At 65.5% G+C, this 12,260-nt stretch carries 12 protein-coding genes and 1 pseudogene; 8 read left to right on the top strand and 5 right to left on the bottom strand.

Annotated elements, in window-relative coordinates; translation table 11 throughout:
* Positions 1 to 2 precede the first annotated feature (2 nt).
* Both K0M74_RS10690 and K0M74_RS10685 read right to left on the bottom strand, forming a co-directional pair.
* Positions 3 to 614: a beta/gamma crystallin-related protein gene (locus K0M74_RS10690; protein ID WP_293971694.1), complete on the bottom strand. Its 612-nt coding sequence runs from the start codon at positions 612 to 614 to the stop codon at positions 3 to 5.
* A 105-nt stretch (positions 615 to 719) separates the two neighbouring features.
* Positions 720 to 2,072 carry a NupC/NupG family nucleoside CNT transporter gene (locus tag K0M74_RS10685; RefSeq protein ID WP_293971690.1) on the bottom strand — a complete coding sequence of 451 codons (1,353 nt, stop codon included), beginning with the start codon at positions 2,070 to 2,072 and terminating at the stop codon, positions 720 to 722.
* A gap of 115 nt (positions 2,073 to 2,187) precedes the next feature.
* On the opposite strand from K0M74_RS10685, the gene K0M74_RS10680 reads away from it, so the two are divergent.
* The 6 genes from K0M74_RS10680 to K0M74_RS10655 are packed head-to-tail and all read left to right on the top strand — an operon-like array spanning position 2,188 to position 6,319.
* Complete coding sequence (locus K0M74_RS10680; RefSeq protein ID WP_293971687.1) at positions 2,188 to 2,865, top strand: queuosine precursor transporter; 678 nt, start codon at positions 2,188 to 2,190, stop codon at positions 2,863 to 2,865.
* Between the two features lie 5 nt (positions 2,866 to 2,870).
* Complete coding sequence (gene argB, locus K0M74_RS10675) at positions 2,871 to 3,770, top strand: acetylglutamate kinase (protein ID WP_293971684.1); 900 nt, start codon at positions 2,871 to 2,873, stop codon at positions 3,768 to 3,770.
* Between the two features lie 44 nt (positions 3,771 to 3,814).
* Positions 3,815 to 4,114 carry a YggT family protein gene (locus K0M74_RS10670; RefSeq protein ID WP_088443299.1) on the top strand — a complete coding sequence of 100 codons (300 nt, stop codon included), beginning with the start codon at positions 3,815 to 3,817 and terminating at the stop codon, positions 4,112 to 4,114.
* Positions 4,114 to 5,019, top strand: coding sequence for a bifunctional methylenetetrahydrofolate dehydrogenase/methenyltetrahydrofolate cyclohydrolase FolD (gene folD / locus K0M74_RS10665; protein ID WP_293971682.1), 906 nt, complete (start codon positions 4,114 to 4,116; stop codon positions 5,017 to 5,019). Before K0M74_RS10670 ends, folD begins: the two co-directional genes overlap by 1 nt.
* Positions 5,019 to 5,693, top strand: coding sequence for a hypothetical protein (locus tag K0M74_RS10660; RefSeq protein ID WP_293971679.1), 675 nt, complete (start codon positions 5,019 to 5,021; stop codon positions 5,691 to 5,693). Before folD ends, K0M74_RS10660 begins: the two co-directional genes overlap by 1 nt.
* Entirely contained in the window at positions 5,690 to 6,319 is a 630-nt protein-coding gene (locus tag K0M74_RS10655) for a MarC family protein (protein WP_088443293.1), read from the top strand. Before K0M74_RS10660 ends, K0M74_RS10655 begins: the two co-directional genes overlap by 4 nt.
* Positions 6,320 to 6,371: 52 nt before the next feature.
* Here the strand turns inward: K0M74_RS10655 and K0M74_RS10650 are convergent.
* A pseudogene (locus tag K0M74_RS10650) lies at positions 6,372 to 7,061 on the bottom strand (OmpA family protein).
* Between the two features lie 213 nt (positions 7,062 to 7,274).
* Here K0M74_RS10650 and K0M74_RS10645 point away from each other — a divergent pair.
* Positions 7,275 to 8,600: a hemolysin family protein gene (locus tag K0M74_RS10645; RefSeq protein ID WP_293971674.1), complete on the top strand. Its 1,326-nt coding sequence runs from the start codon at positions 7,275 to 7,277 to the stop codon at positions 8,598 to 8,600.
* Between the two features lie 146 nt (positions 8,601 to 8,746).
* On the opposite strand, the gene K0M74_RS10640 is transcribed toward K0M74_RS10645, so the two are convergent.
* Together K0M74_RS10640 and purD are read right to left on the bottom strand one after the other, a co-directional pair.
* Positions 8,747 to 9,448 carry a hypothetical protein gene (locus K0M74_RS10640; protein ID WP_293971671.1) on the bottom strand — a complete coding sequence of 234 codons (702 nt, stop codon included), beginning with the start codon at positions 9,446 to 9,448 and terminating at the stop codon, positions 8,747 to 8,749.
* Between the two features lie 62 nt (positions 9,449 to 9,510).
* Entirely contained in the window at positions 9,511 to 10,788 is a 1,278-nt protein-coding gene (purD, locus tag K0M74_RS10635; RefSeq protein WP_293971669.1) for a phosphoribosylamine--glycine ligase, read from the bottom strand.
* Between purD and xseA the strand changes: the two genes are divergently transcribed.
* Positions 10,787 to 12,211 (top strand): exodeoxyribonuclease VII large subunit, encoded by a 1,425-nt coding sequence (gene xseA, locus K0M74_RS10630; protein WP_293971667.1) that lies wholly within the window; start codon positions 10,787 to 10,789, stop codon positions 12,209 to 12,211. The genes purD and xseA overlap by 2 nt on opposite strands.
* The last annotated feature ends 49 nt before the right edge of the window (positions 12,212 to 12,260 follow it).

The raw sequence follows: 12,260 nt of genomic DNA, 5'->3' as shown, positions 1-12,260 counted from the left end.
CCTCAATAGCCCGAGCGGACGCACAGCACGTCGGCCAGATAGACGCGGTTGCTGACCGTTTCCATATGCTCGCGCGCCGATCCGTTCCAGCCGATCGAGCGGCAATATTTGTCCGCCGTCCGCGCCGCGCAGTTCGCCGTCGCCGATCCATATTCGCAGGCGAGGACGCGGCGGTTGCCTTGCGCCGGCTGGGTGTGGAATTCGGCAAAATTGCCGCGCGCGACCTGGTCGTTGGCGGGGGGCGCGGGATCCCAGCCGCCGCCGCTGCCGACCGGACGGATCGACTGGATGGTCAGGCCGCGCAGGACGTTGTTGAGCATCGGCGTGTCGCGCTCGACCGTGCGGCAGGTGCCGCGAAAGCGCGTCTTCTGGCACAATTCCCAGCGGCCGCTGGCGACGCGCACCGAATTGACCGGCCATGCGAGGCCCAGATTGGGTTTCGCTTCGCCGATGAACACCGCGGGGCCGCGATAGGCGGCGTCGCGGTAGATCGTCGCCTCTGGAGGCCTGGCCATCCGGTCTTCTGGAGGCTGTGCGCTGGAGGTGGCGAGCATAGCCGCCCCCATCGATACGGCAGCGGCGGCGAGGATCGACAGACGATAGGCGATTTTCATGGCAAACTCCCTATTGGCAAATGCGACCCGGGGTTCGTTATCGTCCAATAGATTACGCCGCTTCAGACCGGCTTGCAAATTCTCCCGAGCGCCGCGTCGGGCCGGTCAGGGGGCTTTGGTTGCTTCGGCCGGGGCCGGGTCGGGGATCGCTACGGGCGCGTCGACAGGGGCCGCAACCGCCTCGACTGCGGGCGCAGCAGGCGGCGCCGCGACAGGCGGTGCGATCCCCAGCATCAGTCCGGCCAGTGCCGCCGACATCAGGTTCGAGAGGCTGCCCGCGAGCAGCGCCTTCAGCCCCAGCTTGGCGATCATCGGGCGCTGGTTGGGGGCAAGTCCGCCGGTCACCGCCATCTGGATCGCGATCGAGCTGAAATTGGCGAAACCGCACAGGGCAAAGGTGGCGATGGCGACCGCGGCCAGCGACATGTCGCCCTGCACCTTGCCGAGGTCGATGAAGGCGACGAATTCGTTGAGCACGATCTTGCTGCCGAACAGCCCGCCGACGACTGCGCTTTCGTCCCACGGCACCCCCATCAGCCACATCACCGGGCGGAACAAGGTGCCGATGATCGCCTGGAACGACAGGTCGGGATAGCCCAGCCAGCCACCGATCCCGCCGAGCAGGCCGTTGGCGAGCGCGACAAGCGCCACGAAAGCGAGCACCATCGCGCCGACCGCGACCGCGAGCTTGACGCCGGTCTGGGCGCCCTGCGCGGCGGCCATGATGATATTGGCGGGCTTTTCGTCGTCATGGCTCGCCTCGGGCATGATCACGGGTTCAATGCCCAGATCCTTGGGATCGTCGGGCATCATGATCTTGGCCATCAAGATGCCGCCGGGTGCCGACATGAAGCTGGCGGCGAGCAGATAGGGCAGCAATTGTTCGCCGATCATGCTGGCATAGGCGCCCAATATGGTGCCCGCGACCCCGGCCATGCCGACCGTCATGATCGTGAACAGCTGCGGCGGGGTCAGCCCGGCGAGATAGGGACGGATGACGAGCGGCGATTCCGACTGGCCGACAAAGATGTTCGCCGCAGCGCCCAGGCTTTCGACCTTGGTGATGCCGGTGATTTTCTGGATGCCGCCGCCAACCCATTTGATCACCAGCTGCATGATGCCGAGGTAGTAGAGGATCGAAATCAGCGAGGCAAAAAAGACGATCACCGGCAGCGCCGCAATCGCAAAACTGTTGGCGCCGATTTCGGGCGAGGCGAGCGGGCCAAAGATGAAATCGGTCCCCGCCTTGGCATAGCCCAGCAGGTTCGACACCCCGTTCGACATCGCCTGAATGATATTGCGCCCCCACGGGGTGCCGATCACCAGCAAGGCAAACCCGGCCTGGAGCAGGAAAGCGGGAATGACGACGCGCAGGCGAATCCACCGGCGGTTGGAAGAGAATAAAACGGCGATCGCGAGCAGCGCGACGATGCCAACCAAACCAATCAGTCGTTCCATATTCCTGTGCGTCCCCCGCAAATTGTTGCGCCTTGTCTAGCGGGCTTTGGCGGGGGGGCAAGTGTTGCCGCCGCACGCATCTTTCCACGCTGCGCAAAAGCGACTATCGGGCGGCATGACCGACACCACATCGACGGCGCTGCCGCGCACGCTCTCGCCTTCCCTGTTCCTTTTCACCATCATTTATGGCGGGATGGTCGTGCTCGCCGGGGTGCTGGGGAACAAGCAGGTCGCCCTGTTCGGTGGGCTGGCAGTCGAGGCCGGGATTTTTCCGTTCCTGATCCTTGTCGCGCTGTCGAGCGCCGTGTCCGAATTGCAGGGCCAATCGACCGCAAACAAACTGGTGCTGTGGGGCTTTGTCCCGCTGGTGATGTCGATCATGCTGACATCGCTGGTCTATGCGCTCCCGGCAGCACCCGAGATGGATCCGGCGCGGCTGGCGTCGTTCGAAATGATCCTGGGCCAGACCCCGCGGCTGATGGCGGCGGGGATCGTCGCCTATGGCACCTCGCAATTTTTGAACGTTACGATCTTTAGCAAGCTGCGCGGGCGCGAAGGCGGCGGGACAGGGACGACCTGGCTCGCCATCCGTGGCGCGATCGCCAGCGCGCTCAGCCAGATCGTCGACACCTTGCTGTTCGTCACCATCGCCTTTTACGGCGTTTTCCCGATCGCCAACCTGATGGGCGGACAGATGCTGGCGAAGGTCGCGCTGTCGATCCTGGTCATCCCCTTTGTGATCACCGGCCTCGTCGCGCTCGGCCGCAATCTCGACGCCAAGAACGACGGATGATGACGATGACCGACCCGTCGAAAATGCCCGACCTGCTCGCCAAGGCCGAAACGCTCGTTGAGGCGCTGCCCTATCTGCAGCGTTACGCCGGCGAGACGTTCGTGATCAAATATGGCGGCCACGCGATGGGCGATGCCGAGGCGCAGCGCGATTTCGCCGAGGATATCGTGCTGCTCAAAGCCGTCGGGATCAACCCGGTGGTCGTTCACGGTGGCGGGCCGCAGATCGGCGCGATGCTGAAAAAGCTCGGGATCGAATCCTCCTTTGTCGGGGGACTGCGCGTCACCGACGCCGCGACTGCCGAGGTCGCCGAGATGGTGCTGGCGGGCAAGATCAACAAGGAAATCGTCGGCTGGCTCGCCGCGCTCGGCGGGCGTGCGGTCGGCATTTCGGGCAAGGATGCCAATCTGGTGCTTGCCGAAAAGGTGCGGCGGACTCAGCCTGACCCCAATTCGGGGATCGAGCGCCATGTCGACCTGGGCTTTGTCGGCGAGCCGGTGGCGGTGGATCCGACGATCCTGATCAACCTGACCAAGGACAATTTCATCCCCATCGTGGCGCCCGTCGCGCTGGGCGCCGATGGGGCAACGTACAATATCAATGCCGACACGATGGCGGGCGCGATCGCCGGGGCGCTCGGTGCCAAGCGCTTTTTCCTGCTCACCGACGTCGCCGGGGTGCTCGACAAGGCGGGAGCACTGCTCACCGACCTCGACCAGCCGGCGATCGATGCCCTGAAGGCCGACGGCACGATCACCGGCGGCATGATCCCCAAGGTCGAAACCTGCGTCGCCGCGGTCGAGGCCGGGGTCGAGGCGGCGGTCATCCTCGACGGGCGCATTCCGCACGCGATGCTGCTGGAAATTTTCACCGCAAGGGGTGCAGGCACGCTCATTCATCGCTAAGAGACGCGGCAAGACCCTATTTCGGAGAAATCGCCTTGGTTCTCATGCTCCTCCAGATCGTCCACATCATCCTGACGGTCCTGTGGTGGTTCATCATCGCGCAGGCGGTGATGTCGTGGCTGATCGCGTTCAATGTGATCAACACGCACAATGATTTCGTCAATCAGCTGTGGACCGTGCTCGACCGGATTACCGAGCCGCTGTACCGGCCGTTTCGCCGCATCATGCCCGATTTCGGCGGGCTCGACCTGACCCCGATGCTGGTGCTGATCATCATCATCATTCTCGACGGGCCGGTGCTCAATTATCTCGGGCGCCTCGCTTATGCGAACGGCATGGCGTGATGACGGTTGAGACCGCCGCGCAGGTGATCGACGGCAAGGCTTTTGCCGCTGGTCTGCGCGGCCGGATTGCCGACGCTGTCCCCGCCTTTGTCGCCGCAACCGGGCGCGCGCCCGGGCTTGCGGTCGTGCTGGTCGGCGATGATCCGGCGAGCGCGGTCTATGTCGGGTCGAAGGGCAAGGCCACCGTTGCCGCGGGTATGGCAAGTTTCGAGCATCGCTTGCCCGCCACCGCGACGCAGGACGAGGTCGAGACACTCCTCGCGCGACTGAACGCCGACGATGCGGTCGATGGCATCCTGCTGCAATTGCCGCTCCCCGGTCACCTCGACGAACAGGCGGCGGTTGCGGCGATCGACCCCGACAAGGATGTCGACGGGCTGACCCCGGTCAGCGCCGGGCGGCTGGCGCTCGGCATCCCCGGCATGGTGCCGTGCACCCCCTATGGTTGTCTACTGTTGCTGCAGGACCGGCTCGGCGACCTGTCGGGCAAGGATGCGATTGTGGTGGGGCGCTCGATCCTGGTCGGCAAGCCGATGGGACAATTGCTGCTCGGCGCCAACGCGACCGTGACGATGGCGCACAGCCGGACCAAAGACCTGCCCGCGCTGGTCCGCCGCGCCGATATTGTGGTTGCTGCGGTCGGGCGCGCCGAGATGGTCAAGGGCGACTGGATCAAGCCTGGCGCGATCGTCATCGACGTGGGGATCAACCGCCTGCCGCCCGCCGACGGCGCGGCAAAGGGGCGACTGGTCGGCGACGTCGACTATGCCGAGGTCGCGGCGGTCGCCGATGCGATCACCCCGGTTCCGGGCGGGGTCGGACCGATGACGATCGCCTGCCTGCTCCGCAACACCCTCGTCGCCGCGCACCGCCGTGCGGGTCTGGCCGATCCGGAAGGCTTTTGATGCGCATCCTGTTCACCGCTTCGCTCGCTCTTTCGCTGCTCGCCGGTTGTGCCGGTGACCCCAACGACGTCCGAAATCGCCCGCTGGGGCCGAACCCCAGCGCCTTTGTCGCTGCCGAAATCGGCTTTTCCCGGCTGGCGCAGGAAAAGGGGCAGTGGACCGCGTTTCGCGAAACATCACATCCCGACGCGGTGATGTTTGTGCCGCAGCGGGTAAAAGCGCGCGACTGGCTCAGGACGCAGAAAGACCCCGCCGAAGCGGTGAAGTGGGAGCCACACGCGGTTTATGTCAGCTGCGACGGCAACAGCGGTGCGACGACCGGCGCGTGGCAAAAGGGGCCGGCGCATGGATTTTTCACCACCGTCTGGATGCGCGATCCCAAGAGCGGCAAGACCGACTGGATCCTCGATCATGGTGATGGCCTCGCCACCCCACGTGAGGCGCCCGAATTTATCGAATCGAAGCAGGCGGTGTGCGGATCGCGCCCCGCCGTTCCGATCGAAGCGGCCGCCGAGGGTGACGATATGGCGGTCGGTCTGTCGCCCGACCAGACCTTGAGCTGGACTTCGACCGTTCGGGCCGATCAGTCGCGCCGTGTGACGATCCGGTTGTGGGACGGCAGCCAGATGGTGACCGTGATCGACGATCAGGTCGCGGCGCCGAAACAGCCATGATTGACCTGTTCATCTCGGCCTTCGTAACGTTGTTCGTGGTCATCGACCCCCCGGGTTGCGCGCCGATCTATGCCAGCCTGACCACCGGCGCGAGCGCGCAGCAGCGCCGGTCGATGGCGATCCGCGCGACGGTGATTGCGGGGTGCATCCTCGTCTTTTTCGCGATGTTCGGTGAAGCTTTGCTCAGCTTCCTGCACATCGACCTCGACAGTTTCCGCATCGCGGGCGGCATCATGCTGTTCATCATCGCGATCGATATGGTGTTCGAAAAGCGCACCGAGCGCCGCGAACAGCGCGCCGAAAAGGTGATGGCGACCCCCGAGATTGAGGATGTTTCGGTGTTCCCGATGGCGATGCCGATGCTGGCCGGACCGGGGTCGATCGCGTCGGTGATGCTACTGGTCGCGCAGAATAACGGGCTCGACCGCGCGTTCGTGATCTTCGGCGCGCTGCTGCTGGTGCTGCTGATGACGCTCGGCGCGTTGCTCGCGGCAGGGCCGTTGATGCGCTTTATCGGCAACAAGGGCGAGGCTGTGATCACCCGCCTGCTGGGCGTGTTGCTCGCCGCGCTCGCCGCGCAGTTCGTCATCGACGGACTCAAGGCGAGCTTCCCCAGCCTGACATAGAAAAGGGCGCCGCCTGTCGGCGACGCCCTTTCCTGTTCCACGGGAATGGAATTTAGCGGGCGGCGTTAACGTCCGCCTGTGTCACCGGCGCGATGCGGATCTCGACGCGGCGGTTGCACTGATAATCGGCCTCGCCGCGCTCGGGCGAGCATTTCAGCTGCGATTCGCCATAACCCCTCGTGGCCATACGCGCGCGCTGGATGCCGCGGCCGCCGAGGTAATCGGCGACCGACGACGCACGGCGTTCGGACAAGCCCTGATTATAGCTGTCGCTGCCGGTCGAATCGGTGTGACCGTATACATCGATATAGGTGCTGGGATATTCGGCCAGCGTCGAGGCGACATTGTCGAGTGCGCTGCGGAACTGCGATTTCACCAGCGCGCTGTTGTAATCGAAGGTCACGTCGCCGGGCATGTTGAGCACCAGCTGGTCGCCCTGACGCTCGACGTCGATGCCGGTGCCGGCCGTGCGCTGGCGCAGCGTCTTTTACTGCTAGTCCATGTAATATCCGACGCCGGCGCCCGCGACCGCGCCGATGCCTGCGCCGACGATTTCCTCGGTGCGGCTGTTCTTGCCGCCGATCAGGTCGCCTAGCAGATAACCGCCGAGCGCGCCGCCGAGACCGCCGATAGCGGCATTCGAAATGCGCTTCTCGCCGGTGTTGGGGTCGGTCACACAGCCGGTCAGCGCCATAGCGCTGATCGTGGCAAGCGTTGCGAGTTTGATGGTTTTGATATTCATTGGTCGCTCCCTTGGTGGGCGGCCGCATGGGTCGTGCGCGCACCGCCGTTCCTGCCGATAACATTTGGCTGGCGATCTAGTTCCCGATTCCGGCTGAACGCTCGCTGAGGCGCTTATTCAGCCGCCATTGTGCAATGCCGCGGCTTTGTCCTATAAGCGCCCTATGACCGACGCTGACAGGGGCCGGGCGCCGACGCGCCGCACGACCGCCCAATGACCCCTTTCCCATGGTCCGACGTGGCGATCATCGCCGTCCTGATCCTTTTGAATGGCGTCTTCGCCATGTCCGAACTGGCGATCGTGTCGGCGCGCGCGCCGCGCTTGCAGGCCGCCGAAAAGCGCGGCAGCCGCGGCGCTGCCGTCGCACGCCAATTGACCGCCGATCCAGGGCGCTTCCTGTCGACCGTACAGGTCGGGATCACGCTGATCAGCATTCTGGCCGGTGCCTATTCGGGGGCCAGCCTGGGCGGCCCAGTGGGCGAGCGATTGCAACTGTTATTCGGTTTCGACGATGAAACCGCGCTTACGATCGGGTTTGCGGTGGTGATCGCGGTAACCACCTATTTCTCGCTGATCGTCGGCGAGCTGGTGCCGAAGCAATTTGCGTTGCGCGCGCCCGAACCGATCGCGATCTTCATCGCGCTGCCGATGCTGTGGCTGTCGAAAATCGGCGCGCCATTGGTGTGGCTGCTCGACCGCAGTTCGGCACTGGTGTTCCGCATCCTTGGCCTCAACCGCGAATCCGAGGACCGGGTGACCGCCGAGGAGCTTCACCTGATCGTCGCCGAGGCGTCGAAATCGGGGCTGATCGAGGAAAGCGAGCGCGCGATCATTTCGGGCGTGGTGCGCCTCGCCGACCGCCCGGTGCGCGAGGTGATGACGCCGCGCAAGGACGTCGACTGGATCGACGTATCGCTCGACGCGCAGGGGGTACGCGACAAACTGGTCGAATCGCCACACAGCCGCTTGCCGGTGGCGCGCGGGTCGGTCGACGACATTGTTGGCGTGGTGCAGGCGCGCGACATTGCCGCGGCGCTGTTCCGCGGCGAAGCGCTCGACCTTGCGCAACTGATGCGATCCGCCAAGGTTATCCACGACCAGATCGATGCGATGGACGCGCTGGAAGCCTTGCGTGTCGCCGACGTGCCGATGCTGTTTGTCCACGACGAATATGGTCATTTCGAAGGCCTGGTCACCCCCGCCGACCTGCTGGCGGCGATCGCGGGAGAATTTGCATCCGATCAGGATATCGGCAGCGAGCCGTTCGTCGTCGAGCGCGACGACGGCAGTCTGCTGATCGCGGGATCGATGCCCGCCGACCAGATGGCCGAGCGGCTGGGGATCGATCTCGACGACGACCGCGACTATGCGACCGCGGCCGGCCATGTTCTGGCGGTCCTGAAGCATCTGCCGAAACTCGGCGAGAAATTCACCGACAAGGGCTGGCGATTCGAGATCGTCGACATGGACGGGCGCAAGATCGACAAACTGCTGGTGACCGAGATCAGCCGACCGAAGGTTGATGCGGACGCCGGCTGAGGCGCGCGGCGGTGTAAAGCAACAGGTTTTGGATAGCTGGCCAGTGCCGACTTTGGGGTGGTTAGCGCATGTTTTTCAGTGCGTCATCCTGGCCTTCGCCGGGATAACGAGCCTGTTGATAACCGCTTCTGGTCGTCGCTGACCGCTCAGAGTTCGCCGCCAAGCGCGCCATATTTCGCTTCGAAGCCCGCCTTGTCGCCGCGCGCCAGATAACCAGCCTGATCGACGATATTGTCGCGCGCGATGCGGCCCTGGAAGGCGCCGAGCTGGGGGTCGATGCGAGCGATGTCGGCGTCGGTCCAATTGGCGATCTGCTGAAAGCTGGTGACGCCGAGGCCGCCCAGCAGCGCGACCATCTTTGGCCCAACGCCTTTCAGCAACTGCAGATTGTCGGCTTTGAGTTTGGTGACTTCGGGAGTCGGTGTGGGTGTTGGCACAGGCTGCGGCGCGGGTGCAGGTTCGGGCGCTGCTACCGGCGCAATCGGTTCGGCGGCAACAGGCTCGACCGGCGCGGGCGCTATCGGCTCGGGCGGCGGCGCGGGTTCCGGGGCCGGTTCGGGCTCGGCAACCGGGGCGACGACGGGTGGCGGGGGCGGGGTTTTTGCTATTGGTGGCGGCGTCGGCGTGACAACAGGCGTCGGCGCCGGTTCGATCGGTTTGAAGCGCGCGGGTTCAGCAGCGACAATCTCGGGTTTGATGGGTTCGAGCGGCTTGGCGGGCTTGGCCGGTTCGATCGATGGGGGCGCGATCTCTTCGGGCTTGGCGCGTCCGAACAGCCACCAAAGCAGAACGACCGCGATCACCAGCCCGACAACCGCGATGATCCAATTTTCCTGAAGCCACGTCATGATTGTCTCCCTGATTTCCTGTCAGCCTATTCGGGCTCGCAGCCGACCTCAAGCTTGTCGGCTCACTCAGCTTCGCGCGCGACTTCCCTCCAGCCAATGTCACGGCGACAAAAGCCGGTAGGGAAATCGAGCTTGTCGACCGCGGCATAGGCGCGCATCTGCGCTTCGCTGACGGAGCGGCCGGTGGCGGTGACATTGAGCACCCGCCCGCCCGCGGCGACGATCTGGTCGCCGTTGCGCGCTGTGCCAGCATGGAAAACCCGCACGCCGCCGTTTTCGGCATCGGCGATGCCATGGATCGCGCCGCCCTTTTCGGGAGTGGCTGGATAGCCATTGGCGGCCATGACGACGGTGAGCGCATAGTCACTGGCGAAGGCCGGCGGGGTTGCTCTCGCCAGCGCTCCGGTCGATGCCGCATAAAGCAGCGCGGCGAGGTCGCCTGCGTAGCGCATCATCAGCACCTGGCACTCGGGATCGCCGAAGCGCGCATTATATTCGATCAGTTTCGGCCCCGCGTCGGTCAGCATCAGCCCGGCGAACAACACCCCGACGTAGGGCGTGCCTTCGGCAGCGAGAGTCGCGACGGTCGGACGGATGATGCGGTCCATCACCTGCGCTTCGAGGTCGGGCGTCAGCACGGGCGCCGGGCTGTAGGCGCCCATGCCGCCGGTGTTCGGACCGACATCGCCGTCGCCGACGCGCTTATGATCTTGCGCGCTGCCGAATGCCATGACGTTGCTGCCGTCGGAGAGCGCAAAGAAGCTCGCTTCCTCGCCCGTCATAAATTCCTCGATCACCACCTCGGCGCCCGCGCTGCCGAACGCACCGTCAAACATGTCCGCTATTGCGGCGTCGGCGTCCTCGCGCGTTTCGGCAATCACGACACCCTTGCCCGCGGCAAGCCCGTCCGCCTTGATCACGACGGGGATGCTAAAGCCGTCGAGGACGGCAAGCGCTTCGTCGGCCGAGGTGCAGCGGACATAAGCGGCCGTCGGGATCCCCGCGCGCGCACACAGATCCTTGGTAAACCCTTTCGACCCTTCGAGCCGCGCCGCGGCAGCGCCGGGGCCGAAGGTCGCGATGCCGAGTGCGCGCAGGCGGTCGGCGAGTCCGGCGACGAGCGGCGCCTCGGGGCCGACGACGACAAAATCAATGCCGCGTTCGGTGCAAAAGGCGATGATGCCATCGAGATCGTCGGCGGCAATTGCGACACATTCGGCATGCGCCTCGATCCCCGGATTGCCGGGTGCGGCATAGAGCTTGGCGCAGCTTGGTGATTGTGCCAACTGCCAGCTGAGCGCATGTTCGCGGCCCCCCGATCCGACCAGCAGGATATTCATGGCAGTCCCTTTTCCCGATCCGGCGTCCGAAACCGACCCCGCGGCGCGCCTGTTAGCCGAGGCGGCGCCGGGCGACAATGTCCCGCCGCTTTCGGTCAGCCAATTGTCGGCGGCGATCAAGCGGACGGTCGAGGACGGCTTTGCCCGCGTTCGCGTGCGCGGCGAGCTGTCGGGCGCAAAGCGCGCGGCGTCGGGGCATTTCTACGCGGCGCTGAAAGACGATAATGCGCTCATCGACATGGTGATGTGGAAGGGGCAGGCGGCACGGCTGGCTTTCCGGCCCGAGGACGGGATCGAGGTGATCGCGACCGGCAAGCTCACCACCTATCCGGGGCGCTCGAAGTACCAGCTTGTCGTCGATACGCTCGAGGTGGCGGGCGAGGGCGCGTTGATGCTCCTGTTCGAAAAGCTCAAGGCGCGGCTTGGCGCCGAGGGGCTGTTCGACGTCGCGCGCAAGCAGGAACTGCCGCGCCTGCCGCGGATCATCGGGGTCGTGACCTCGCCGACGGGCGCGGTGATCCGTGACATTCTCCACCGCCTTGCCGATCGGTTTCCCACAAATGTGATCGTCTGGCCGGTGCTGGTGCAGGGCGACGGCGCCGCGGCGCAGGTCGCCAACGCCATTCGCGGTTTCGATGCGATCGAACCGGGCGGCGCGGTGCCACGGCCTGACCTGGTCATCGTCGCGCGCGGCGGCGGCTCGATCGAGGATTTGTGGGCGTTCAACGAGGAAGTGGTCGTACGCGCGATCGCCGAGTGCCGCATCCCGACGATCAGCGCGGTCGGGCATGAAACCGACGTGACGCTCGCCGACCATGCCGCCGACAGGCGCGCGCCAACGCCGACCGCGGCTGCGGAAATGGCGGTGCCGGTGCGGGCCGAGCTTCAGGAACTGCTCGCGACGTGGAACGGCCGGATGATCGGCGCCGCGAACCGGCACCAGGCACTGGCGGGCGAACGACTGATCGCGCTCGCGCGCCATTTGCCGAAGCGCGAGGCGCTCTATGCGCCGCAGCGCCAGCGGCTCGACGACTGCGGCGACCGGCTCGACCGCAGTCAGCGCCAGCGCCTGGCGGTGGTTGCCGAGCGGCTGGCGACGCGCGGCGGGTCGCTGCGGCCATCATTGCTGGCGCGGCGATGGGATCGCGACCGCGCCCGGCTCGAAGGGCTGGGGCGGCTGCTCGACAGCCTCGACCCGCGCGCCTTGCTCTCGCGCGGCTATGCGATGGTGCGCGATGCGAGTGGGGCGATCGTCACCACCGCCGCCCGTGCGCACGACGCCGGGCACCTGCGATTGCAATTCGCCGATGGTGAGGTTCCAGTGGCTATCGCGGGCAGCGAGGTCCCGCCGCCTGCCCCGTCCACGCCACCTCCGGCGCGTAAGCCGCCACCGACCAAAAGAGGGCAGGGAGAGCTGTTCTGACGTTGCCGGGGCTGGTCCCGTCGCGCTCGGCTGCTATAGTGGCCGCAAT

It is taken from the genome of Sphingopyxis sp. (assembly GCF_019459305.1).
Taxonomy (GTDB): Bacteria; Pseudomonadota; Alphaproteobacteria; order Sphingomonadales; family Sphingomonadaceae; genus Sphingopyxis.
Note: the sequence above shows the minus strand (reverse complement) of the source record. Positions and strands in the feature narration are given on the sequence as shown.

Coding starts and splice junctions, on each gene's coding strand:
- K0M74_RS10655 (WP_088443293.1), top strand. CDS start 5,690: ATGATTGACCTGTTCATCTCGGCCTTCGTAACGTTGTTCGTGGTCATC.
- K0M74_RS10640 (WP_293971671.1), bottom strand. CDS start 9,448: ATGACGTGGCTTCAGGAAAATTGGATCATCGCGGTTGTCGGGCTGGTG.
- argB (WP_293971684.1), top strand. CDS start 2,871: ATGACCGACCCGTCGAAAATGCCCGACCTGCTCGCCAAGGCCGAAACG.
- K0M74_RS10660 (WP_293971679.1), top strand. CDS start 5,019: ATGCGCATCCTGTTCACCGCTTCGCTCGCTCTTTCGCTGCTCGCCGGT.
- K0M74_RS10680 (WP_293971687.1), top strand. CDS start 2,188: ATGACCGACACCACATCGACGGCGCTGCCGCGCACGCTCTCGCCTTCC.
- K0M74_RS10690 (WP_293971694.1), bottom strand. CDS start 614: ATGAAAATCGCCTATCGTCTGTCGATCCTCGCCGCCGCTGCCGTATCG.
- K0M74_RS10645 (WP_293971674.1), top strand. CDS start 7,275: ATGACCCCTTTCCCATGGTCCGACGTGGCGATCATCGCCGTCCTGATC.
- K0M74_RS10670 (WP_088443299.1), top strand. CDS start 3,815: ATGCTCCTCCAGATCGTCCACATCATCCTGACGGTCCTGTGGTGGTTC.
- purD (WP_293971669.1), bottom strand. CDS start 10,788: ATGAATATCCTGCTGGTCGGATCGGGGGGCCGCGAACATGCGCTCAGC.
- xseA (WP_293971667.1), top strand. CDS start 10,787: ATGGCAGTCCCTTTTCCCGATCCGGCGTCCGAAACCGACCCCGCGGCG.
- K0M74_RS10685 (WP_293971690.1), bottom strand. CDS start 2,072: ATGGAACGACTGATTGGTTTGGTTGGCATCGTCGCGCTGCTCGCGATC.
- folD (WP_293971682.1), top strand. CDS start 4,114: ATGACGGTTGAGACCGCCGCGCAGGTGATCGACGGCAAGGCTTTTGCC.